The sequence below is a fragment of the Plantactinospora sp. WMMB782 genome (assembly GCF_049179135.1).
Lineage (GTDB): Bacteria > Actinomycetota > Actinomycetes > Mycobacteriales > Micromonosporaceae > Plantactinospora.
In genome coordinates, this window is record NZ_JBMHMC010000007.1 from 3,030,635 (window position 1) to 3,051,400 (window position 20,766).

Here is a 20,766-nt window from a genome sequence, read left to right on the forward strand (position 1 = left end):
TGCCCGACCGGTCCGGCCGTCCGCTCCTGGCCGGTCCTGCCCGGCCCGGCAACCGAACGTGCGCCCGGCTCCGGCCGGGCGCACGTGGAGTCTCGTCGGGAACGGGGTCAGTGCGGCGACTCGCCCCGTTCGACCGCTTCCTTGTGACGGCGGTAGGAGGTCCGGATCTCCGCCTCCGCCTCGGTGCGACCGACCCAGGTGGCGCCCTCGACCGATTTGCCTGGTTCGAGGTCCTTGTACACCTCGAAGAAGTGCTGGATCTCCAGCCGGTCGAACTCACCGAGGTGGTGGATGTCCCGCAGGTGCTCCTGGCGCGGATCCTCGTACGGCACGCAGAGGACCTTGTCGTCGCCACCCTTCTCGTCCGTCATCCGGAACATGCCGATCGTCCGGCACCGGATCAGGCAACCTGGAAACGTGGGTTCGGGTACGAGTACCAGAGCGTCGAGAGGATCGCCGTCCTCACCGAGGGTGCCTTCGATGAAGCCGTAGTCCGCCGGGTACTGCGTCGACGTGAAAAGGGTGCGGTCCAGCCGGATCCGGCCGGTCGCGTGGTCCACCTCGTACTTGTTGCGGTGACCCTTGGGGATCTCAACCGTGACGTCGAAATCCATCTCGCACGCTCCCTCGTTTGCCGGCGCTGGCCAACGGAACCACAACGGTCGGCACCTGCGCGGGTGATCTCGCGATTCACCTTGCCGCCGGCCTCCGAGCGGTGTTCGGACCAAAGTAGTGTCGCCTAGGCAGAATTCGACGGGGAGGAGGGGCCGGTGGGGAGTGAAGATTCACACTCGGGCCTGACCGGAGAGGACCCGCCGGAGCACCCGGCCCAGGGTCGGGTGGTGGTGCCCGGGGCCAGCGGGCCACAGCCGCCGGCCGGGTCCACGCCGGCCCGCGGCCGGGCCGTCGTGCCACTGCCGACCAGCGTACCGATCCCGCCGCCGAGCGCTCCGCACCTCTCGCCGCCGAGCGCTCCGCACCTCTCGCCGCCGAGCGCTGCACACCGCCCGCCGTCACCGTCCGGCCGGGCCGCCCCGCCGTCCGGCGCTGCCGCCTGGTCCGGACAGAACCTGCCGATCCCGCCGTCCGGCGTCGCCGGCTGGTCGGGGCAGAACCCCGCTGTCCCGCCGTCCGGTCCGCCGTCCGGTGCCGCCGGTCGGTCCGGGCAGGGCGGGCCGGGAGCGCCGGCCGGGCCGCAGGGCCAACCCGGCTGGTCGGACCGGCCCGCGCCGCCGGCCTGGCCCGGCCCCTCCGGCGGTCCGGGCGGACCGGGTACGCCGACTTCCGCCGGCAACCGCCCGCTCCCGCCGGCTGCCCCGGCATCGGCCGTCCCGCCACCGGCAACCGGTGCCGCCACCAGTGCCCCGGCCGGCGCCCCCGGCGGCGGGGCGCTGCCCGGCGACGCACCGCCGACGGCCCGGCGCGGCCGGGGACGACTGCTCGGGGTGCTCGGCACGGTCCTGGTGCTCGCGCTCGCGGTCGCCGGCCTGGCGGTGCTCCGCCCCGGCCCGGTCGACGGCTGGCTCGGCGGGGACGCCCCGGCCACCCCCGGCGCCGCCGACCCGAGCGAACCGCCGCCGCCACCCGTACTCGCCGCCGCCGGTGCGAGCGCCCCGGCACCCACCCCGGCCGGGGTGCGGGCGGCACTGACTCCGCTACTCGGCTCCAGCGCCCTCGGCGACGAGGTGAACATCTCGGTCGTCGACGCGGTCACCGGGGAACAGCTCTACGCAAACGGTCAGGACACCCCGACCGTGCCGGCCTCGACCACCAAACTCGTCACCGCGGCGGCCGTACTCGAGGCGCGCGGCCCGGCGTACCGGATCAGCACCCGGGTGGTGGCCGGGGCGAACCCGGGCGAGGTGGTGATCATCGGCGCCGGTGACCCGACGCTGGCGGTGAACGCCACCGGCTGGTACCCGGGCGCCGGCCGGCTGGACCGGCTCGCCGCCCAGGTCAAGAAGGCGCTGGGCGGCACCGCGCCGACGAAGGTGGTCGTCGACGGCAGCCTCTTCCCCGGCCCGGTCGTCGAGCCGGCCTGGGACCCGGACATCCCGACCGGCGGGTTCGGCGCGGTGATCACGGCGCTGATGACCGACGGCGCCCGGAAGGACCCGCAGGACAAGGGGCGGGGCCAGGAGCGGTACGCCAAGCCGGACGAGGCGGCCGGGCGGGCCTTCGCCAAACTGCTCGGGCTGCCGAACTCGGCGGTGGTGATCGGCAAGGCACCGGCGGCGGCCGCCACCGCACCGGCCGCGGCGGCCAGCGCCAGCCCCGGCACGCCGAGCCCGGGTGCCCTACTCGGCCGGGTCGAGTCGCCGCCGATGATCCGGCTGGTCGAGTACATGCTCCGGGAGAGCGACAACGTGGTGGCCGAGGCGCTGGCCCGGCAGGTCGCGCTGAGCCGGGACAAGCCGGCCTCGTTCGTCGGCGCCGCCGAGGCGGTCGACCAGGTGGTCGGCGAGCTCGGGCTGCCGGCGGCGGAGAGCGCGCTCGCCGACGGCAGCGGGCTGTCCCGGGCGAACCGGGTGACCCCGAGCCTGCTCACCGACGTGTTGACGATGGCCGCCAAGCCAGACCGGCCGGAACTCGCCGGCCTCTTCCCCGGGCTGCCGGTGGCGGCCTGGTCGGGCACGCTGCGCGACCGGTTCGACCGCTCCGGGGAGAAGGCGACCACGGCCGGTGCGGGTGTGGTGCGCGCCAAGACCGGCACGCTGAGCGGGGTGCACGCCATCTCCGGGGTGGTGACCACCGCCGACGGCCGGCTGCTGGCCTTCGCCGTACTCGCCAACAAGGTGCCGGTGGGACAGGAGCAGGCGCAACCGGAACTGGACCGGATCGCCACCACCCTGGCCCGGTGCGGCTGCCGCTGACCCGTCAGGAAGGGGCCCCCGCTTCTACAGAATCCGACAAGTGGGGGCCCTTCCTTTCATCCGGGTTGGGGTGTGAGGGGGCGGGTACGGTGGTGGTATGGCGCAGTTCGTGGACTGGGATCTGGCCGCCGCCACCGCAGGGGCGTTGGGTAAGTCGGGACCACGGGTCTCGTACGACGAGGCGACCGAGGTCGTGTCCGAGCTGCGTCGACTGACCGACGAGGCGGCCGGTCACGTGCTCGCGTACACCGGGCTGCGCCCGCAGGTGGCCCATCCGCCGGTGCGGGTGGTGGACCGGAAGGACTGGGCGGCGACGAACATCGCCGGGCTGCGCGAGGTGATCACCCCGCTGATCAACCGGCTCTCCGGGGAGCGGCCGCCGGGGGCGATCACCGACAGCATCGGCTCCCGGCTGACCGGGGTGCAGGCCGGCACCGTACTGGCCTACCTCTCCGGCCGGGTCCTCGGCCAGTACGAGGTCTTCTCCGCCGACCCCGGCCAACTGCTGCTGGTCGCCCCGAACATCGTCGAGGTGGAGCGGAAGCTCCAGGCCGACCCGCGGGACTTCCGGCTCTGGGTGTGCCTGCACGAGGTGACCCACCGGACCCAGTTCACCGCCGTGCCGTGGATGCGCGGGCACTTCCTCGGCGAGGTGCAGGCGTTCGTGGACGCCTCCCAGGCCGGCGGGGACAACTTCCTCGACCGGCTCCGCCGCGGCGTCGGCACCCTCTCCGAGTCGGTCCGCAACCCGGAGAGCCGGGCCAGCGTGCTGGACATCGTGCAGACGCCCGGCCAACGGGCCGTACTCGACCGGCTGACCGCGCTGATGACCCTGCTGGAGGGGCACGCGGAGTTCGTGATGGACGGTGTCGGGCCGGAGGTCATCCCGAGCGTCGAGTCGATCCGGGCCAAGTTCAACCGGCGCCGCGAGTCCGGCAACCCGCTGGAGAAGGCGATCCGGAAGCTGCTCGGGGTGGACGTCAAGATGCGCCAGTACGCCGAGGGCCGCAAGTTCGTGCACGGCGTGGTGGACCGGGTCGGCATGGACGGCTTCAACAAGATCTTCAGCTCGCCGCTCACCCTGCCCCGGCTGGAGGAACTCTCCGACCCGGACGCCTGGGTGGCCCGGGTGCACGGCCCGGTCGGCCCGGTCGCCGCCACCGGCTGACCCGTCCGTGGCCGCCCTGCCGCCGCCGGTCGCGGCGATCCGGGTCGCCGTCCGGCGGGCGCTGTCCGGCGTACCCCGGAACCGGCCGGTCCTGGTCGCCTGCTCGGGCGGCGCCGACTCGCTGGCACTGGCCGCCGGCACCGCCTTCGTGGCCGCCCGGCTCGGCGTGCCGGCCGGGCTGGTCACCGTCGACCACGGCCTCCAGGCGGGCTCGGACCGGCGGGCCGCGGACGTCGCCCGGTGGGCCGGCGGGCAGGGGTTCGGGCCGGTCGAGGTGGCGACCGTCCAGGTCGGCGGCCGGGCGGGCGGGCCGGAGGCGGCGGCCCGCCAGGCGCGGTACCAGGCGCTGGTCGAGGCCGCCCGCCGGCACGACGCCAGCACCGTGCTGCTCGGGCACACCCGGGACGACCAGGCCGAGACGGTGCTGCTGGCGCTGGCCCGGGGCGCCGGCCCGCGCGGGCTGGCCGGGATGCCGGCCGTCCGGGAGTACGCCGGGGTGGCGCTGGCCCGTCCGCTGCTGGAGATCACCCGGGCGCAGACCCGCAGGGCGTGCGCGCTGCTCGGGCTGACCCCGTGGGAGGACCCGCACAACACCGACGACCGGTACGCCCGCGCCCGGGTCCGGGCCGACGTGCTGCCGGTGCTGGTCCGGGCGCTCGGCACCGGGGTGCTGGACAACCTGGCCCGTACCGCCCGGCTCGCCGCCGAGGACGGCGCCGCGCTCGACGACCTGGCCCGCACCGGTTACGCCGAGGCGCGGATCGGGCCGACCGGTGAGTCGCGGTTCGGGCTGGAGGACGAGTCGCGGTTCGGGCTGGAGGACGAGTCGCGGTCCGGGGTGGAGGACGAGTCGCGGTCCGGGCTGGTGGACGGGGCGCGGTCCGGGCTGGTGGACGGGGCGCGGTCCGGGGCGGCCGGTGGGTCGCGGTTCGGGGCGGCCGGCGAGTCGCGGGTGACGGTCCGGTTGGCCGTGCCGGTGCTGGCCGGGATGCCGCCGGCGGTGCGTACCCGGGTGCTGCACCTGTGGTGCCGGGAGCTGGGAGCGGCGCCGGCCGCGCTGTCGTACCGGCACATCGCCGCGCTGAACGCGCTGGTCACCGCGTGGCGCGGTCAGGGCGCGGTGCATCTGCCCGGCGGCATCCGGGCGACCCGGCGTGGCGGGACGCTGCTCGCGGAGTAGACATGGGGGATGTCCGCCCCCCGACAGCCGCTCTTCGCCCCGCACGGTGCCGTCGCCACCAGCCAGCCGCTCGCCGCCGCCGCCGGGCTGGCGGTACTCCGCCGGGGCGGCAACGCCGTCGACGCCGCACTGGCCACCGCGATCACGCTCACCGTGGTCCAGCCCGGCTCCAACGACATCGGCGGCGACCTCTTCGCCATCGTCTGGGACGGCGAGCGGCTGCACGGGCTGAACGCGTCCGGCCGGTCACCGGCGCGGCTGACCCGGGAACTGGTGCTGGCCGCGACCGGCGGGCGGGGCGCCGAGCCGACCCCGGGGCACGGTGGTGCGCAGGCGGTCGGGCCGGCGATGCCGGCCCGGGGCTGGCTGCCGGTCACCGTGCCCGGGGCGCCGGCCGGTTGGCGGGACCTGCACGAGCGGTTCGGCCGGCTGCCCTTCGCCGAACTCTTCACCGACGCGGTCGGCTACGCCGAGCACGGCTTCCCGGTCTCGCCCCGGGTCGCGGCGAGCTGGGCCCGTTCGGTCGAGCTGCACGCCGGGCTGACCGGCGCCGAGTACGCCGAGTGGGGCCGGGTCTTCACCGTCGACGGTGGACGGGCGCCCCGGGTCGGACAGCGCTGGCGCAACCCGGACGCCGCCGGCACACTGCGCCGGATCGCCGCGACCGGGGCGGCGGACTTCTACACCGGCCGGATCGCCGAGACCCTGGCCGGGTGCGCCGCCCGCACCGGTGGGCTGCTCGACGGCGACGACCTGGCCGGGCACGCCTCGACCTGGGTGCAACCGGTCCGGGCCGGTTACCGGGGACACGAGGTGTGGGAGTTGCCGCCGAACGGGCAGGGGGTGGCGGCACTGCTGGCGCTGAACATCCTGGACGGGGTGGAACCGAGCGGGCTCGATCCGGTCGAGCGGCTGCACTGGCAGGTCGAGGCGGTCAAACTCGGCTTCGCCGACGCGCACGCGTACGTCGCCGACCCGGACCGGGTCTCCGTCCCCACCGCCGACCTGCTGACCCCGGAGTACGCCGCCGCCCGGCGGGAATTGGTCACCGCTGCCGCCGGCACCCCGCCGCCCGGTGACCCGGCCCGGGGCGGCACGGTCTATCTCTGCGCGGCCGACCAGGGCGGGATGATGGTGAGCCTGATCCAGTCCAACTACCTCGGCTTCGGCTCGTACGTGGTGCCGGCCGGGCTCGGTTTCGGGTTGCAGAACCGGGGTGCCGGGTTCAGCCTCGACCCGGCCCACCCGAACGTGGTGGCGCCGGGCAAGCGCCCGTTCCACACCATCATCCCGGGGTTCCTCACCCGGGACGGCGAGCCGGTGGGGCCGTTCGGGGTGATGGGCGGGCACATGCAGCCGCAGGGGCACGTGCAGGTGGTCTCGGCGACCGTGGACGACGGACTCGACCCGCAGGCGGCGCTGGACCGGCCGCGCTGGTACTGGCACGCCGGTCGCTCACTGCTGGTCGAGCCGGGTCTGGGATCCGGCGGGGTGGGACCCGACGTGGTCGGCGGGTTGCGCGCCCGGGGGCACGAGGTCACCGTCGAGCCGGACGCCTCCGCCTTCGGGTACGGCCAGGCGATCTGGCGGCTGCCCGACGGCGGCTACGTGGCCGGCTCGGAGCCCCGGGCGGACGGCTGCGCGGTCGGCTACTGAGCGGTGGCCCGCAGACGGTCACCGGCTCTCCCCCTGACACGGTCACCGACTCTGCCCCTCACACGGTCACCGGCTCTGCCCCTCACACGGTCACCGGCTCTGCCTCTCAGACGGTCACCGACTCCTGCCCGGGGGTCGGGAGGCGGTCCCGGAAGGTCGACCGGTAGGCGTGCGGGGTGGCGCCGATCCGGCGGCCGAAGTGGTGCCGCAGGGTCGCGGCGTCGCCGAAGCCGGACCGGTTGGCGACCGCCTCGATGCTCAGGTCGGTCTCCTCCAGCAGCCGGCGGGCCAGCAGCACCCGCTGGTTGGTGATCCAGTCGTGCGGGGTGGTGCCGGTCTCGGCCCGGAACCGGCGGGCGAAGGTCCGGGGCGCCATGTGCGCCCGCCCGGCCAGGTCCTCGACGCTCACCGGCCGGTCGAGGTGCTCCATCAGCCAACCGAGTACCGGCTTCAGGGTGGGCGCGGCCGGGGTGGGCGCGATCGGCGCCTCGATGAACTGCGCCTGCCCGCCGTCGCGGTGCGGCGGCACCACCATCCGGCGGGCGAGCTTGGTGGCGAGCGCCGAGCCGTGCTCCTGGCGGACCAGGTGCAGGCAGGCGTCGATCCCGGCCGCCGTGCCGGCGCCGGTGAGCAGGTTGCCGTCCTGCACGTAGAGCGAGTTGCACCGCACCTTGGCCAGCGGGTACATCTCGGCCAGCCGATCGGCGTACTTCCAGTGGGTGGTGCACTCGCGTCCGTCCAGCAGCCCGGCGGCGGCCAGCACGAACGCGCCGGAGCAGACGCTCAGCACGTACGCCCCGCGGTCGGCGGCCCGGCGCAGCGCCGCCAGTACGTTCTCCGGGATCGGGGCGCCGATGCGGTGCACGGCGGGAATGGCGACCAGGTCGGCGTCCTCGACCGGGGTCAGGTCGGCGCTCGGGGTGAGCCCGAAGCCGGAGCGGGTCCCGACGGGCCTGCCGTCGTGGGTGCAGACGTCGAACCGGTAACCGGGGAAGCCGTCGACGACCCGGTCGGTTCCGAAGACCTCGCAGAGGACTCCCAGCTCGAAGGGGGCCACCGGGTCCAGGGCGATCACAGCCACGTTGCGGAGCATGTATCGATGTTAGCCGAGACTGGCAGGAAATCGATGCTGCATGGCAAAGCTGCCACTGTCCGCTTAGCACCGGGCGGCGCAGACTAGGTATCACAAGCCGGTGCGCACCGGCGGCGAACCGAAAAGACCTGGTCAGGCTCGTGATCGCGAGCTTGACCGCCAAACTGAGAGGTCACGCCGCCATGGAACTCCTCGTCCCGCTCTTCTTCCTCGTCCTGCTCCTCGCCTCGATGCTGGGGCTTCCCGCCGACAGCCGCGACTCGGCCGACTGGCGGCCCAGCGAGGGTGGCTGGCGGTCGTCGCCCCGTGGCTGACGATCATCGCCCCGTGGCTGACGAACCGTGCCGCACAGCCCGCGCCTGGCCAGCCGGGGTGGGCGCCTCGCGAAGGTGCCGCCCCGGCGACGGGCGTGAACGGGCGTACGGCAGGCTAGGCGCATGGCTCAGGGCTCCTGGTACGACGCCGACATCGACCACGTGATCATTTCGGAGGAGCAGATCCGGGAGAAGATCGCGGAACTGGCCAAACAGGTGGCGGCCGACTACGCCGGCAACACCGACGGAATCCTGCTGGTCTGCGTACTCAAGGGCGCGGTGATGTTCATGGCCGACTTCGCCCGCGCGCTCGGCCGGTACGGGCCCCCGGCCGAACTCGAGTTCATGGCCCTCTCGTCGTACGGGCAGGGCACCACCTCCTCCGGCACCGTGCGGATCCGCAAGGACCTGGACCGGGACATCGCCGGCCGGCACGTCGTGGTGGTGGAGGACATCGTCGACTCCGGGCTGACCCTCTCCTGGCTGCTGCGCTATCTGGAGTCCCGGTCGGCGGCCAGCGTCGAGGTGGTGGCGCTGTTCCGGAAGCCGGACGCGATCAAGGTCTCGGTCCCGGTGAAATACGTCGGCTTCGACATCCCGAGCGAGTTCGTGGTCGGCTACGGACTCGACTTCGGTGAGCGCTACCGCGAGCTGCCCTACGTAGGCGTGCTCAAGCCGGAGGTCTACGCCCGGTCCTGATCCGGGGTTCTGTCCGGTACGCCCTGACCATCCTGAATGTCAGCGGCGAAATATCGAGTGTACGTACAGCGCGCTCCCAGGAAACGCGGTTACGGTATGCGGTGGTGGCGCGGAAGCATCCCGCGCCGGGCCTCCTGCCCGGTTTGACCCGAAAAATGGGCCGCACGGGGTCGGGTGGCTCCGGCACCCGACCGCCGCCACCCGGCACCCGGACGGAAGCGGACCTGTTACCCCAGGGCTCGCAGGGCCGCTCCTCGCGTTCACGGTGTACCGTCGAATGACCGCGGCGCGGTACCAAGCGCCCGGCGTCGAGGCCGGCTCTCCGGGGACGGTCTCGGCCCGCCGCTCCGGCGGCGGCAGAAGGCAACCAGACGATCAGGACGTCGATCAGGAGGGTCCGGGCGTTACGGCGCTCGACAACAGCATGGAACGTACGCGTTTCTTCCGCCGCCCGGTGGTCTGGATCATCCTGGTGATCATCGGTGCGATAGCGCTCAGCTCATTCTTCAGTGGCGGCCCGAGCTATCACAAGGTCGAGACCAACGTGGTCCTCGACCAGCTCAACAAGGGTGACATCGAGAAGGCCATCTTCCAGGACAAGGAGCAGACGCTCCAGCTCGACCTGAAGAACTCGGCCAAGTTCGGTGACACCGACACGGACAAGATCCAGGCCCAGTTCCCCTACGAGGTGGGCGACGAGGTCTGGAACTCGGTGGCCGGTGCCAAGGCGGCCGGCCGGATCACCGGTCCGATCGACACCGAGGTCTCCGGCGACAACCTGTTCGTCTCGCTGCTGGTCAACCTGTTGCCGATCGTCATCCTCGTGATCCTGCTGCTGCTCTTCATGTCGCAGATGCAGGGCGGCGGCTCCCGGGTGCTCAACTTCGGCAAGTCCAAGGCCAAGATGATCACCAAGGACACCCCGAAGACCACCTTCGCGGACGTCGCGGGCTCGGAGGAGGCCGTCGAGGAACTGCACGAGATCAAGGATTTCCTGCAGAACCCGGCGAAATACCAGGCCCTCGGCGCCAAGATCCCCAAGGGCGTGCTCCTCTTCGGCCCGCCCGGTACCGGTAAGACCCTGCTCGCCCGGGCCGTGGCCGGCGAGGCAGGGGTGCCGTTCTACTCCATCTCCGGCTCCGACTTCGTGGAGATGTTCGTCGGTGTCGGCGCCAGCCGGGTCCGCGACCTCTTCGAGCAGGCCAAGGCGAACGCCCCGGCGATCGTCTTCGTCGACGAGATCGACGCGGTCGGCCGGCACCGTGGCGCCGGTATGGGCGGCGGCCACGACGAGCGGGAGCAGACGCTCAACCAGCTCCTCGTCGAGATGGACGGCTTCGACACCAAGGGCGGCGTGATCCTGATCGCCGCCACCAACCGGCCGGACATCCTCGACCCCGCGCTGCTACGGCCGGGCCGGTTCGACCGGCAGATCGCGGTCGACACCCCGGACATGGAGGGCCGCAAGGCGATCCTGCGGGTGCACGCCAAGGGCAAGCCGTTCTCGCCCGACGTCGACCTCGACGCGGTGGCCCGGCGTACCCCGGGCTTCACCGGCGCCGACCTGGCCAACGTGATCAACGAGTCGGCGCTGCTGACCGCCCGCAGCGACAAGCGGGCGATCTCCAACGAGTCGCTCGAAGAGTCGATCGACCGGGTGGTCGCCGGCCCGCAGCGCCGGACCCGGGTGATGAGCGACAAGGAAAAGAAGATCACGGCCTACCACGAGGGCGGGCACGCCCTGGTCGCCTGGGCGCTGCCGCACTCCGCCCCGGTGCACAAGGTCACGATCCTCTCCCGGAGCCGCTCCCTCGGGCACACCCTGGTGCTGCCCACCGAGGACAAGTACACCCAGACCCGGGCCGAGATGATCGACACCCTGGCGTACGCGCTGGGTGGCCGGGCCGCCGAGGAACTCGTCTTCCACGAGCCCACCACCGGTGCGGCGGACGACATCGTCAAGGCCAGCGCGCTGGCCCGAGCGATGATCACCCAGTACGGCATGAGCAGCAAGCTCGGCGCCATCAAGTACGGCACCAGTGGTGACGAGCCGTTCCTGGGCCGGAACATGGGGCACGAGCGGGACTACTCCGACGCGGTCGCCGCCGAGATCGACTCGGAGATCCGGTCGCTTATCGAGCTGGCCCACGACGAGGCCTGGGAGATCCTGGTGGAATACCGGGACGTCCTGGACAACCTCGTACTGGAGCTGATCGAGAAGGAGACCCTCTCCACCGCCGACATGGCGCGGATCTGCGCCCGGGTGGTCAAGCGGCCGCCGATGGCTCCGTACAACGGGTTCGGCAAGCGGCAGCCGTCGACAGAGCCGCCGGTGCTCACTCCGGGGGAGAAGGAGAAGCTCAAGGCGCAGGCCGAGGCCGACGGTGTGCAGGCGACCATCGGCGGCGGCAACGCCGCCAACAACACCGCGCCGAACTCGGACGGCCCACACTGAGCGCAGCGAACCAACAGGCCGCCGACGGAAACGTCGGCGGCCTGTCCGCGTCCGGCGACCCGACCGGATCAGCCGGCCTGTCGGGGGCGGCCGGTCTGTCGGGGTCGGGGTCGGCCACCGAGCCGGACGGGGACGAGGAGCTGGACTACCTGGCGGCCCGGCTGGTCAACGGGAAGCTCGGCGGCGGGCCGGTAGAGGATGCGGTCGACCTGGCCCGGATCGAGAAGGCGGTCCGGGAGATCCTGATCGCCGTCGGCGAGGACCCGGACCGGGACGGCCTGGTGCGGACCCCGGCCCGGGTGGCCCGGGCGTACGCCGAACTCTTCGCCGGACTGCGCGTCGATCCGGCCCAGGTGCTCAGCACCACCTTCGAGGCCAACCACCAGGAACTCGTGCTGGTCCGGGACATCGACGTGATGAGCCTCTGCGAGCACCACCTGCTGCCGTTCCGGGGCTCGGCACACATCAGCTACATCCCTGGCGAGAACGGCCGGATCACCGGTCTCTCCAAGCTGGCCCGGCTGGTCGAGGTCTACGCCCGCCGGCCGCAGGTGCAGGAGCGGCTGACCTCGCAGATCGCCGACCTGTTGATGACGAAGCTGGAGCCGCGCGGCGTGCTCGTGGTGCTGGAGTGCGAGCACATGTGCATGGCGATGCGCGGCATCCAGAAGTCCGGCGCCAAGACCGTCACCTCGGCGGTACGCGGTGCGCTGCAACGGGACGCCAAGTCCCGCGCCGAGGCGATGGCGCTGATCCTGGGCGCCAGCCGCCTCGTCTGACCGGTCTGCCGGCGGCGGGTCGACGTGATCCCCGGTCGGCGGGATAGTTGGCTTCGCGGTGATACCACAGAGGCATCATGATGACCCAGTGGTATCACGCTGATCGGGTATATCGCCGCTGGCGCCGCCGCCAGCCTCGTGGGGAGAACACTCCGCCGCTAGCCTCGCGAGGAGATCAGATAGACGCCGCCGAGGCAGAGCACCGCCAGCAGGCCGAGCACCGCCGCCGCGAGCACGACGTAGAGCAGTACCCGGGTCCAGGGCAGCGGCCCGGCACCGGGCAGCCGGGTGGCGGCGTCCGCCGCGTCCGCTGTCGCCCGGGCGTCCCGGAGCGCCGCCAGCACCGCCTGCGGGCCGCCGACCATCGCCACCCCGGCCGCCGCCACCTCCGGCTGGGACGGCACCAGGTCGGCCTCGACCACACCCAACGCGCGCAGCCGGGACTGCTGGGGCACCAGCCGGGCCCGCATCCCGGCCAGTTCCTCCTGGGCGCTCTGTACGCCCCGCTCCTGGTCGGCGGCGGCGGTTGCCGCGGACCGGCGTACCGCGTCCAGCCGTTGCGCGGCCGCCAGGTAGTCCTGCCAGGCGTCGCCGCTCATGCCGCACCCTCCCGGTCCGTCGTGGCGTACGGGACGACCAGGGCGGCCAGGTCGGTGCGGCGGTCGTAGAGCAGTGCCCGCCCGGGGCGGGGACGCCACCGTACCGGCCGGCCCAGCAGCCGCACCACCTCCGGCTCGGGTACGTCGAGGAAGAGCAACCCGTCGAGCACCGGCTCGTCAGTGGGCACCGGCTGGTCGGTGGGCACCGGCTCGGTGGGCACCGACTCTTCCGCCCGTCCGCGTTCCTCGGCCGGCCCGGAGGGCTTGGCGATCAGCTCGGCGAACCGGTCCAGCGCCCGCCACCAGCCGAGCAGGTGTACGCCACGTTCCGGCCCGTCGCGCAGCAGCGCCCGGAACAGTCCCGCCGGCAGTTCGGCGTCCGCCACCAGTTCGTCCATGCCGAACGCCACCAGGTAGCCGGGGCCGCCGACCAGGTCCGGCACGCCGGCCAGCCCGGCGGCGTCCGAGCGCCGCACCGGATGCCGCCGGGACAGCTCGGCGGCGAGCGCCTCGGCCGCCTTGTTTCCGGGGTCCGAGGCGGCGATCACGAATTCGACGCTGCCGGCGGGATGGGCGGCCGCAAGTCCGCGTGCCGCGCCGGTCAGGATCGCGGCCCCGGCCGGGTCCGGCCCGAGGATCGCCAGGTGCCGGCCCGGCGCCCGGTCGAGCGGCAGCTCCGCCGGGCGCGGTGACACGTCGACCAGCAGCCCGACCGGCACGCGCACCGCCGACCCCGGGCCGGCGCCGGCTCCGGGCAGGAGGCCGGGTGTCGCCGGGAGACCGGCTGCTGCCGGGACATCGCCCGGGGCCGGGCCGGCGGCCGGTATCGGGCTGTCGGCCGCAGGTGGATCGGGGGCTGGTGCCGGGGGCGGCGGTGGAGGCGGAAGCAGGTAGCCGGTGAAGACGGCCGGTGCGGGGGTACCGGCGGGCCGGTCCGCCCAGAGCCGGTGCCGCAGGCCGCTGAGCGCACCCGGGTCGGTGTGCGGATCGGGAAACCGGAGCGTCCGCTCGTGCCCCCGGGTCGCACCGCGTGGCCCGCCCAGCCCGCCTGCGGTGTTCACCACCGCCGTACCCGACGGCAGGCCGGCGGCCGAGTCGTTCGCCGGCTCCAGCACGTCGGCGCCGCCAGGCAGGGCAACCCGGACCGGGAACTGCCCGAGGAACGAGTCACGGCGGGCGCGCAGCGGGGCCAGGGCCGGCGCCGGACGCCCGCTCAGGATCAGGTGTACGCCGGCGGAGCGCCCCCGCCGGGCCACCGACTCCAGCCGGGCCAGCGCCTCGGTACCGACCGCGTCCTCCCCGGCCAGCAGCGGATACTCGTCGAGCACACAGACGATCCGGGGCGAGACCGTGCCGGCCCCGTCCCGGCGGTCCAGTTCGGCGTCGAGTTCCCGGAGCAGCGCGAGGCCGTACTCCCGGTCAGCCTGCATCCCGACCGCCCGGACGTGCGGCAACCACGGCCCGCCCGGCGCGGCGCCGGCCGCCCCGTCCACCGGCACGAACTCGGTGAACGCCGTCCCGTCGGCGAAGTCGACCAGATAGAGCGCCAGCTCGTCGGGTCGGTAGCGGGTGCAGAGCCCGTAGAGGACGTTGACCAGGAAGGTGCTCTTGCCGGCGCCGCCCCGGCCGCCGACCAGCCAGTGCGGGGTGCGTTCGTCGAAACCGAGCTGCACGGTCCGGTCACCGTCGTGCCCGACCGGAGTGCTCAGCCCGTCGGCCGCCGACTCGGTCCAGAACCCGTCCGCCGGCTCCGGAAGCAGGTCGTCCAGGGTACGCCGGTAGTCGGCGTGGAACCGCGCGGCGAGCTCCCGGCAGACCCGGTCCAGCAGCGGCACCGGCGGGCAGTCGTCGAGGAAGACCGGTGCGTTCAGTCCGCTGCCCGGCAGGTGCGGCACCGGGGCACTGAACGAGGCACCGGGCGGATCGCCGACCAGGGCGTACGGGTTGCGCATCGCGATCATGGTGGAGCGGGCCAGGGGTGCCTGGCTGGTCTCGGCGGTAAGCGGTGGCGGTGGCCAGCCGGCGACGACCAGGTGCAGCCCGGCCTCGGGACCCTCCCGGGCCAGTGCGCCGATCCGGGCCAGGTCGGCAGCCTCGGTCAGCTCCGGCAGCGAGCCGACCACCAGCAGCAGGGTCCGGTCGTGCCGGTGGTGGCGGGCGGTGCTCGGCCGGCTGGGGCGTACCCACTGCTCGGCCTCGGCCAGCAGGGCCCGCAGGCCGGTGCGGTCGGTGACCGGCGGCGGCAACAGGCCGGCGTCGGCGAGCGGCGCGAACGGCGCGAAGAGCTGGCCTGCGTCGGTGGCGTCGACGGCCCGCACCAGCAGTGAGCCGGCCGGGGCGGCGGCGAGCAGCCGCAGGAGTACGCAGCGCAGCATCCCGGCCACCCGGGGGTCCCGGCTGTCCGCGTCGACGGTGAGGTGGCCGGTGCCGAGCAGTGGCACCACCACCGGGAACCGGGCGTCGTCGAGCGGTTGCGCGGTGCCGATCCGCACGAAGGCCGGCTGGGCGGGGCCGCCGAGCGGGGCGTCCTCGGACTGGGCGTCCAGCGGTGCGCCCAGCCAGCCCGGGACGAGCTGGCTGGCCGCGGCGCGCAGCCGTTCGGCGAGTTCGTGCTGCTCCCGCTGGTCCGCGGGGACGGGCCCGATCGCCTCCAGCGCGGTGGCCGCGGCGGCCGTGGTGGCGGCGGCCCGGCGGTGCAGTACGGCCGCCGTGCCGGCGGCGGCCCGCCAGCGCAGCGTGGCGGCGTGCCCCGACGGTCCCCTCCAGGTGTCCACCGCACCAACTCCCTCGTCCTGGTCTGAGACGGTATCCCAGCCCGGCGGTATCTTCGCGGACCTGCGTGGACGGTCGTGGCACAGATACCGGCACAGCGGGTGGTAACCGGTTGCTCCCTTTTGGTTACCAATCTGGAATTCGCGCCCATTGGGTACGCAGACGCCAGCGGCTAGCCTCAAGGGGTGGAATCAGTGCACCCTCCGACCGATTCCCAGGTGTCCCGGGTACCCACCCAGCGGACCCCGCCCGAGCACGCCGAGACTCCGCCGGTCGCACCCGCACCGGCACCGCGTCGACGGCGGCTGGGCCTGGTGCTGGCGGTGGTCGGCGGCGCACTGGCGCTGGTCTGCCTGGCCGGCGCCGCCATCGCGTACGTCGCCTACGACAGGTTCACCGCACCCGACCGGAGCGCCCCGGACGTGCTTGTGGACAACTACCTGCGGGCCTTCCTGGTCGACGAGAACGACGTACTTGCCGGGGAGTTCGAGTGCGCCGACGCCGCCGGGCTCGCCCCGCTGCGGCAGCTCCGCGCCGACCTGGCGGCCCGGGAGAAGCAGTTCCAGATCACCTTCGTCGTCAAGTGGGGACCGCTGGACGCGCGGGTCCAGGGCGAGCGGGCCGACGTCTCGGTCCAGCTGGTCATCTCGTACCTGGTGGACAACCTCTCCCAGACCGAGCACCAGCGGTGGCGCTTCGGCGTCGTGCAGGACGACGGCTGGCGGGTCTGCGAGGCCGATCGAGTGAGCTGAACACATCGGCTCAGACGATCCGGAGCAGGCCGGTCACTCGATCCAGAGCAGGTGCACCGGCACCTCCAGTGTGGTCGGCGGACGGCCGCTCCACGCCCAGCGGTACCAGTCGAGTTCGGCGGTGACGCGTACGCAGATGTCCCCGTCGTCGCTGGTGTAGACCTCGGTGACGGCCCGCAGGTCGCGCCGCTCGACGGAGTCGGAGACCTGCACCACCCGGCGGCCGGCGACGGCGTCCGCCTCGACCACCGGCACCGGAGCCCGGTGCGTCGGCGCGTCCAGCGACACCAGCCGGGAGATCACGTCCGGTCGGGCGGGCCGGGGGATCGGCGGGGTGGTGGCGCTCCAGACCGAGGGCTCGCCGAGAGTCTCCACCCAGACCCGTTCCGCCGGCACCAGCGGGGCGAAGACCTCGATCTGCTCGGCCTCGGCCCGGTACCACTCGTGCTCGGCAAGCACTGGTACGTAGGTGCGGCTGCCCTGCACCACCCGCTCGTCCGCGCGCAGGTCGCCCCGCCAGCCGAGCCCGGGAAGCCCGACCAGCACCCGGCGGCCCCGCAGGTCCGTCCGGCCGGCCGCGGCGGCGATCACGACCGGTCGGGGCGGCGTCGGGGCCCAGTCGGGCTGTCCGGCGAACGGATCGGGAAAGGGATCGTGGCTCACGGATTGCTCGACCTACCTGTGCTCCTGGATGGAACGCGCTCGGCGCCTGACACCGCTATTCTCCAGGCTCCCACTTCGACGGCAACACAGTGCGTGACGGGTGGCCGACCGGATCAGTCCAGGCCGTGCTCTCCCGGCGCGGTGTTGAGCACCCAGGCGAGCGGCATCCTGGCCGCCGCCTGGTAGTGGTTGCCATCGAGCCGGTACATGGTGACGGTCTGACCTGGGTCCTGGTCGACGGTCCAGTACTGCGGGATGCCCGCGCCGGCATACTCGGCCGGTTTGGCGGCGGTGTCCATGGCAGCCGATCCGGGCGAGATGATCTCGACCGCGAGCAGCACGTCCGCGACCGGCAGCCATACGGATTCGGCTTGCGCCTTACTCCAGACGACCAGATCGGGGATGCGACCGCCGACACCACCGACCACGCCGGGGATGCGCAGGCCGACGGCCTGGGCGACGCGGTCCGCCGGGATGCCGGCGGTGAGCAGCCAGCCCATGAGCCGGGTGGCGATGATCGCGTGCGTGTATCCGGCCGGCGGCCTGACCGACAGCACTCCCTCAGGGCTGATTTCATACCGGTGGTGGTCGTCCGCGGCCATCATCGCGCTGAGGTCGTCAAGCGTGATCACCGTGGGCATGTGCCGACCGACGGCCTCTGCGCTCATGCCGGTCAGGCTACTGCCCGCCTAAGCTTGTGGGGCCTGGTCAGGGCCGATGAAGTGCGATTCGTCGATGACGCCGTGCCGCGCGAAGGCGGCAAGCGCCGGCCCGAGTTCGCCACCATCATCGTCCTGGCTTCTCGGCGACGAAGACGCCGCGACCTGGGCGGCCGATCAGGATTCCGCGCTGGCGGAGCCGGGCCACTGCTCGCGAGATGGTCGACTTCGATACGTCGTAGTGGTCGGCCAGTTCGCTGGTCGAGGGAATCTGAGTGCCGGGTGGCAGGTCACCTTTCTTGATGCGCTTTACAAGATCGTCGATCAGCTCGTTCATGGTCGGCGGGATAGGCACGGTTCGTCCCCTGCGGTCGGTTGGCCCATCCAGTATTGATCACGGTTCGCGACGTAGGCAATGCAGGTACGCGAAGTGACGCTGCATCCGCGAATGACGCACTTGACGTAGGTGACACTGGCGGCGTAACTTCGCAGCTGGCGGTTGCAGGGCCTTTGTGGTCGGTTGGCACCTCCGCAGGGCGATGCGAGCGCCGCAACACCTCTTTGGCATCGGGTGGCAGACGAGCACCTCATGCGACAGCGCGGCTGCCCCTGCTGCCGTACCGCCGCTCTGGGCTGCGGTGGCTGGGGCGGGGGTGGTCCGGGCGGACCCGAGACGGCCGGACCACCCCCACCACCAGCGCAGGAACGAGGACGGGAACAGGACCAACACCGAGCGAAAGGATGGACGGACGTGCGACAACTCCTTCGGCGCATCCTGACGAGATCGAGGGGAGCGGACCGGTTGTCCTCGGTGCTCGGCGAGCGCCGCTCTCGGCCGTACCAGCCGATGCGGCCCTGGCAGGTGCGGGGCCGGCGGTTCCGGACGACCTGGCGTGGTCTGGACCCGGAGGAGGTCGCGGTCTTTCTCGACCGGGTCGCCGATGATCTCGGCCGCGTCTATGCCCAACTCTCCAGCAGCCAGGAGGAGGCGGCCCGGATCAAGGACGCACTGCGGCGCTGGCAGGCCGCCCAGGCGCCGACCCTGGGCGCGACGGCGCGGCGGTGAGCATCGAACTGCACCGGTACGTCATCCACCTGACGATCGTCACGACCGACCTGCCCCGGGCCCGCGTCCTGGCCCGGACCGCCGCTCGGGCGCTGACCTTCCTCTGCGTGGACGTGCCGGAGACCACCGTCTCGGAAGAACGGAACCAGGACGTACGCCATCGGGTCTTCTGCACCCGGCGGCTGCCCAACGGCCGCCGCTGCGGACTGCGGATCGACCACGAGGTTCCGTGCGCCCCACGAGTACGGCGACGGTCGATATGACGACGTGGTGCTCGGCGCCGGCTGTGCCGTCCGGCTTCGCCTGGGCGGCTGTTATCGGCGTATAGGCCCGAGTGCACAGGTAGGTACGCCGGGAGCGTAAAGAGGTCGAGTACCAGAAGGGTCAACGACCTCTGTCGAGCAAGTCTCCATGTCGTACGGCGGATTGTCTCGCCGACTACGATCCGTTATCGCCGCCCTCAGTCGCGCTCGCACCGGATCGCGGCTACTTAGAGACTTGGTCCAGGATCGGTGTCCGGCCAGACTCGGTCCAGGTGCCCGGCGAGACGCTCCCACATTGCGGCTGCCCACTGGTGTCATTGGTGTGGCTCTCTCATGGCCTGCGGTCTCGCCGGGCACCGCGCGAGGAGAGGCTGGAAAGGGGTTTGTTCTGCTCGAAGTAGCGGTGCCCTCCTTGCTGACAACTCCGCCCAGTTGAGCGAAGGGAGGCGCCGTTGAACGTGATCATCGGGATGGACCCGCACAAGCGTTCGGCCACCATCGAGGTCGTCGACGAACGCGGCCGGGTGCTGGCTACAGGCAGGTACGGCACCGACAGGGCCGGCTACGCCGACATGCTCGCGGCCGGTCGCAGGTATGCGAATCGGGTCTGGGCGGTGGAGGGCTGCAACGGCATCGGCAAGCACATCGCCCACCGCCTGGTTCACGACGGCGAGACGGTGCTCGACGTGCCCGCGAAACTGTCGGCGCAGGTGCGGGTGTTCGCCACCGGCAACGGCCGCAAGACCGACCCGGTGGATGCGCACTTGGTGGCGATGGTGGCGCTACGCAGCCCGAATCTGGTTCGGGTTCAGGTCGACGCGGACCTGCAGGTGATGGGCATGCTCGCCGACCGGCGTGACGAGTTGGGTCGTGCCCGCACCCAGACCATCAACCGGCTGCACCGGTTGATGCTGGAACTGTTACCCGGCGGCGCGAAGAAGTTCCTGACCGCGTCACAGGCCCGCGCGTTGATCGCGACGGTCAAACCCCGCGACATCGTCGGCAAGACCAGACGCCGCCTCGCCGTTGAACTGATCAGTGAACTCGAGGGGATCGACAAGAAGATCAAGGTCGCGGAGAAGGACCTCAAGGAGCTGGTGGCCGCCCGCGGCTCCACCCTGATGGAGCTGCACGGCATCGGCCCCTCATGCGCGGCCCGCCTACTGGCAGATGTCGGAGACATCAGCCGGTTCGCCGACCGCAACCGGTTCGCCTCCTGGAACGGCACCGCACCCCTGGACGCCTCCTCCGGCGACCAGAAGCGTCACCGGCTCTCCCGCGCCGGCAACCGGCGGATCAACCGCACGCTGCACATCATGGCCGTGGTCCAGCTCCGCAACCGCACCGAAGGCCGCGCCTACTTCGACGCGAAGAAGGCCGCCGGGAAGACCTCCATGGAAGCCATGCGTGCGCTCAAGCGACGGCTCTCCAACGTGGTCTTCGCCCGCATGATCGAAGACCGGGAACGACGGCAGGCGGCAGGCCCGGGAGGGCACTCGGGGACGACTCTGCAATCCAGCGTGACCGACCTGACCCCGGACATCGGCCCTTCGGACAAGCCACTTCCCGGACCCGCCACCAACCACCCTAAACCCTTGGCGTCAGCGGCGCCTTGACATAAAGGGGTGCCATGAGCGTGCACCCCATCTTGCGGCCGGCGCCGCTGGATCGTGGCTACGTGAGGGTGGCGGGGTCGGCCCGCCGGCACGGCGCCCTTTCTTGCGGTACCTGCAAGAAAGGAGCCTCCTCGGGAGGGACGTCATGCTGCACGTACA

At 72.5% G+C, this 20,766-nt stretch carries 18 protein-coding genes and 2 pseudogenes; 13 read left to right on the forward strand and 7 right to left on the reverse strand.

All coding sequences use genetic code 11. The annotated features are described in order from the left end of the window. Positions 1–107: 107 nt before the first annotated feature. Positions 108–614, reverse strand: a complete 507-nt coding sequence (locus tag ACN28A_RS15895) for an inorganic diphosphatase (protein WP_421396092.1) — start codon at positions 612–614, stop codon at positions 108–110. A 777-nt stretch (positions 615–1,391) separates the two neighbouring features. Here ACN28A_RS15895 and dacB point away from each other — a divergent pair. The 5 genes and pseudogenes from dacB (at position 1,392) to ACN28A_RS15920 (ending at position 6,877) form a co-directional block, all read left to right on the forward strand. Further along, complete coding sequence (gene dacB, locus ACN28A_RS15900; RefSeq protein ID WP_421404430.1) at positions 1,392–2,873, forward strand: D-alanyl-D-alanine carboxypeptidase/D-alanyl-D-alanine endopeptidase; 1,482 nt, start codon at positions 1,392–1,394, stop codon at positions 2,871–2,873. Between the two features lie 97 nt (positions 2,874–2,970). Beyond that, complete coding sequence (locus ACN28A_RS15905) at positions 2,971–4,041, forward strand: zinc-dependent metalloprotease (protein ID WP_421396093.1); 1,071 nt, start codon at positions 2,971–2,973, stop codon at positions 4,039–4,041. A 7-nt stretch (positions 4,042–4,048) separates the two neighbouring features. Then, a pseudogene (tilS, locus tag ACN28A_RS15910) lies at positions 4,049–4,777 on the forward strand (tRNA lysidine(34) synthetase TilS); the annotation flags it as partial. 153 nt (positions 4,778–4,930) lie between these two features. Then, positions 4,931–5,221: pseudogene (locus tag ACN28A_RS15915) on the forward strand (TilS substrate-binding domain-containing protein); the annotation flags it as partial. Positions 5,222–5,230: 9 nt separating this feature from the next. Further along, positions 5,231–6,877: a gamma-glutamyltransferase family protein gene (locus ACN28A_RS15920; protein ID WP_421396094.1), complete on the forward strand. Its 1,647-nt coding sequence runs from the start codon at positions 5,231–5,233 to the stop codon at positions 6,875–6,877. A 106-nt stretch (positions 6,878–6,983) separates the two neighbouring features. Here the strand turns inward: ACN28A_RS15920 and ACN28A_RS15925 are convergent, their stop codons facing one another. Continuing rightward, positions 6,984–7,970: a GlxA family transcriptional regulator gene (locus tag ACN28A_RS15925; protein WP_421396095.1), complete on the reverse strand. Its 987-nt coding sequence runs from the start codon at positions 7,968–7,970 to the stop codon at positions 6,984–6,986. Between the two features lie 182 nt (positions 7,971–8,152). On the opposite strand from ACN28A_RS15925, the gene ACN28A_RS15930 reads away from it, so the two are divergent. From ACN28A_RS15930 to folE, 4 genes are all read left to right on the forward strand, one after another. Then, on the forward strand, positions 8,153–8,284 hold the full coding sequence (locus tag ACN28A_RS15930) for a hypothetical protein (protein ID WP_421396097.1): 132 nt from the start codon (positions 8,153–8,155) through the stop codon (positions 8,282–8,284). A gap of 123 nt (positions 8,285–8,407) precedes the next feature. Next, a complete protein-coding gene (hpt, locus tag ACN28A_RS15935; protein ID WP_421396098.1) occupies positions 8,408–8,983 on the forward strand; it encodes a hypoxanthine phosphoribosyltransferase in 576 nt (191 codons plus the stop codon). A gap of 424 nt (positions 8,984–9,407) precedes the next feature. Next, positions 9,408–11,438 carry an ATP-dependent zinc metalloprotease FtsH gene (gene ftsH / locus ACN28A_RS15940; RefSeq protein ID WP_421396100.1) on the forward strand — a complete coding sequence of 677 codons (2,031 nt, stop codon included), beginning with the start codon at positions 9,408–9,410 and terminating at the stop codon, positions 11,436–11,438. A gap of 95 nt (positions 11,439–11,533) precedes the next feature. Beyond that, positions 11,534–12,217, forward strand: a complete 684-nt coding sequence (folE, locus tag ACN28A_RS15945) for a GTP cyclohydrolase I FolE (RefSeq protein WP_421404432.1) — start codon at positions 11,534–11,536, stop codon at positions 12,215–12,217. Positions 12,218–12,375: 158 nt separating this feature from the next. Here folE and ACN28A_RS15950 read toward each other — a convergent pair whose 3' ends face one another. Together ACN28A_RS15950 and ACN28A_RS15955 are read right to left on the reverse strand one after the other, a co-directional pair. Continuing rightward, positions 12,376–12,816, reverse strand: a complete 441-nt coding sequence (locus tag ACN28A_RS15950) for a hypothetical protein (RefSeq protein WP_421396101.1) — start codon at positions 12,814–12,816, stop codon at positions 12,376–12,378. Next, positions 12,813–15,590 carry an FtsK/SpoIIIE domain-containing protein gene (locus ACN28A_RS15955; protein ID WP_421396102.1) on the reverse strand — a complete coding sequence of 926 codons (2,778 nt, stop codon included), beginning with the start codon at positions 15,588–15,590 and terminating at the stop codon, positions 12,813–12,815. Before ACN28A_RS15955 ends, ACN28A_RS15950 begins: the two co-directional genes overlap by 4 nt. A gap of 183 nt (positions 15,591–15,773) precedes the next feature. On the opposite strand from ACN28A_RS15955, the gene ACN28A_RS15960 reads away from it, so the two are divergent. Further along, the gene (locus ACN28A_RS15960; protein ID WP_421396104.1) at positions 15,774–16,340 is read left to right on the forward strand and encodes a hypothetical protein; all 567 of its coding nucleotides are present in this window, start codon (positions 15,774–15,776) and stop codon (positions 16,338–16,340) included. A 33-nt stretch (positions 16,341–16,373) separates the two neighbouring features. Here ACN28A_RS15960 and ACN28A_RS15965 read toward each other — a convergent pair whose 3' ends face one another. From ACN28A_RS15965 to ACN28A_RS15975, 3 genes are all read right to left on the reverse strand, one after another. Continuing rightward, positions 16,374–17,003 carry a hypothetical protein gene (locus tag ACN28A_RS15965; RefSeq protein WP_421396105.1) on the reverse strand — a complete coding sequence of 210 codons (630 nt, stop codon included), beginning with the start codon at positions 17,001–17,003 and terminating at the stop codon, positions 16,374–16,376. Positions 17,004–17,116: 113 nt separating this feature from the next. Then, positions 17,117–17,644 carry a Uma2 family endonuclease gene (locus ACN28A_RS15970; protein WP_421396106.1) on the reverse strand — a complete coding sequence of 176 codons (528 nt, stop codon included), beginning with the start codon at positions 17,642–17,644 and terminating at the stop codon, positions 17,117–17,119. Positions 17,645–17,789: 145 nt separating this feature from the next. Next, positions 17,790–18,017 carry a winged helix-turn-helix domain-containing protein gene (locus ACN28A_RS15975; RefSeq protein WP_199187707.1) on the reverse strand — a complete coding sequence of 76 codons (228 nt, stop codon included), beginning with the start codon at positions 18,015–18,017 and terminating at the stop codon, positions 17,790–17,792. 447 nt (positions 18,018–18,464) lie between these two features. Here ACN28A_RS15975 and ACN28A_RS15980 point away from each other — a divergent pair, with 447 nt between their 5' ends. The 3 genes from ACN28A_RS15980 (at position 18,465) to ACN28A_RS15990 (ending at position 20,607) form a co-directional block, all read left to right on the forward strand. Beyond that, positions 18,465–18,728 (forward strand): DivIVA domain-containing protein, encoded by a 264-nt coding sequence (locus tag ACN28A_RS15980; protein WP_421396108.1) that lies wholly within the window; start codon positions 18,465–18,467, stop codon positions 18,726–18,728. Further along, complete coding sequence (locus ACN28A_RS15985; protein WP_421396109.1) at positions 18,725–18,991, forward strand: hypothetical protein; 267 nt, start codon at positions 18,725–18,727, stop codon at positions 18,989–18,991. The genes ACN28A_RS15980 and ACN28A_RS15985 overlap by 4 nt, the downstream gene beginning before the upstream one ends. Positions 18,992–19,449: 458 nt before the next feature. Beyond that, positions 19,450–20,607, forward strand: a complete 1,158-nt coding sequence (locus tag ACN28A_RS15990; RefSeq protein WP_421404434.1) for an IS110 family transposase — start codon at positions 19,450–19,452, stop codon at positions 20,605–20,607. The last annotated feature ends 159 nt before the right edge of the window (positions 20,608–20,766 follow it).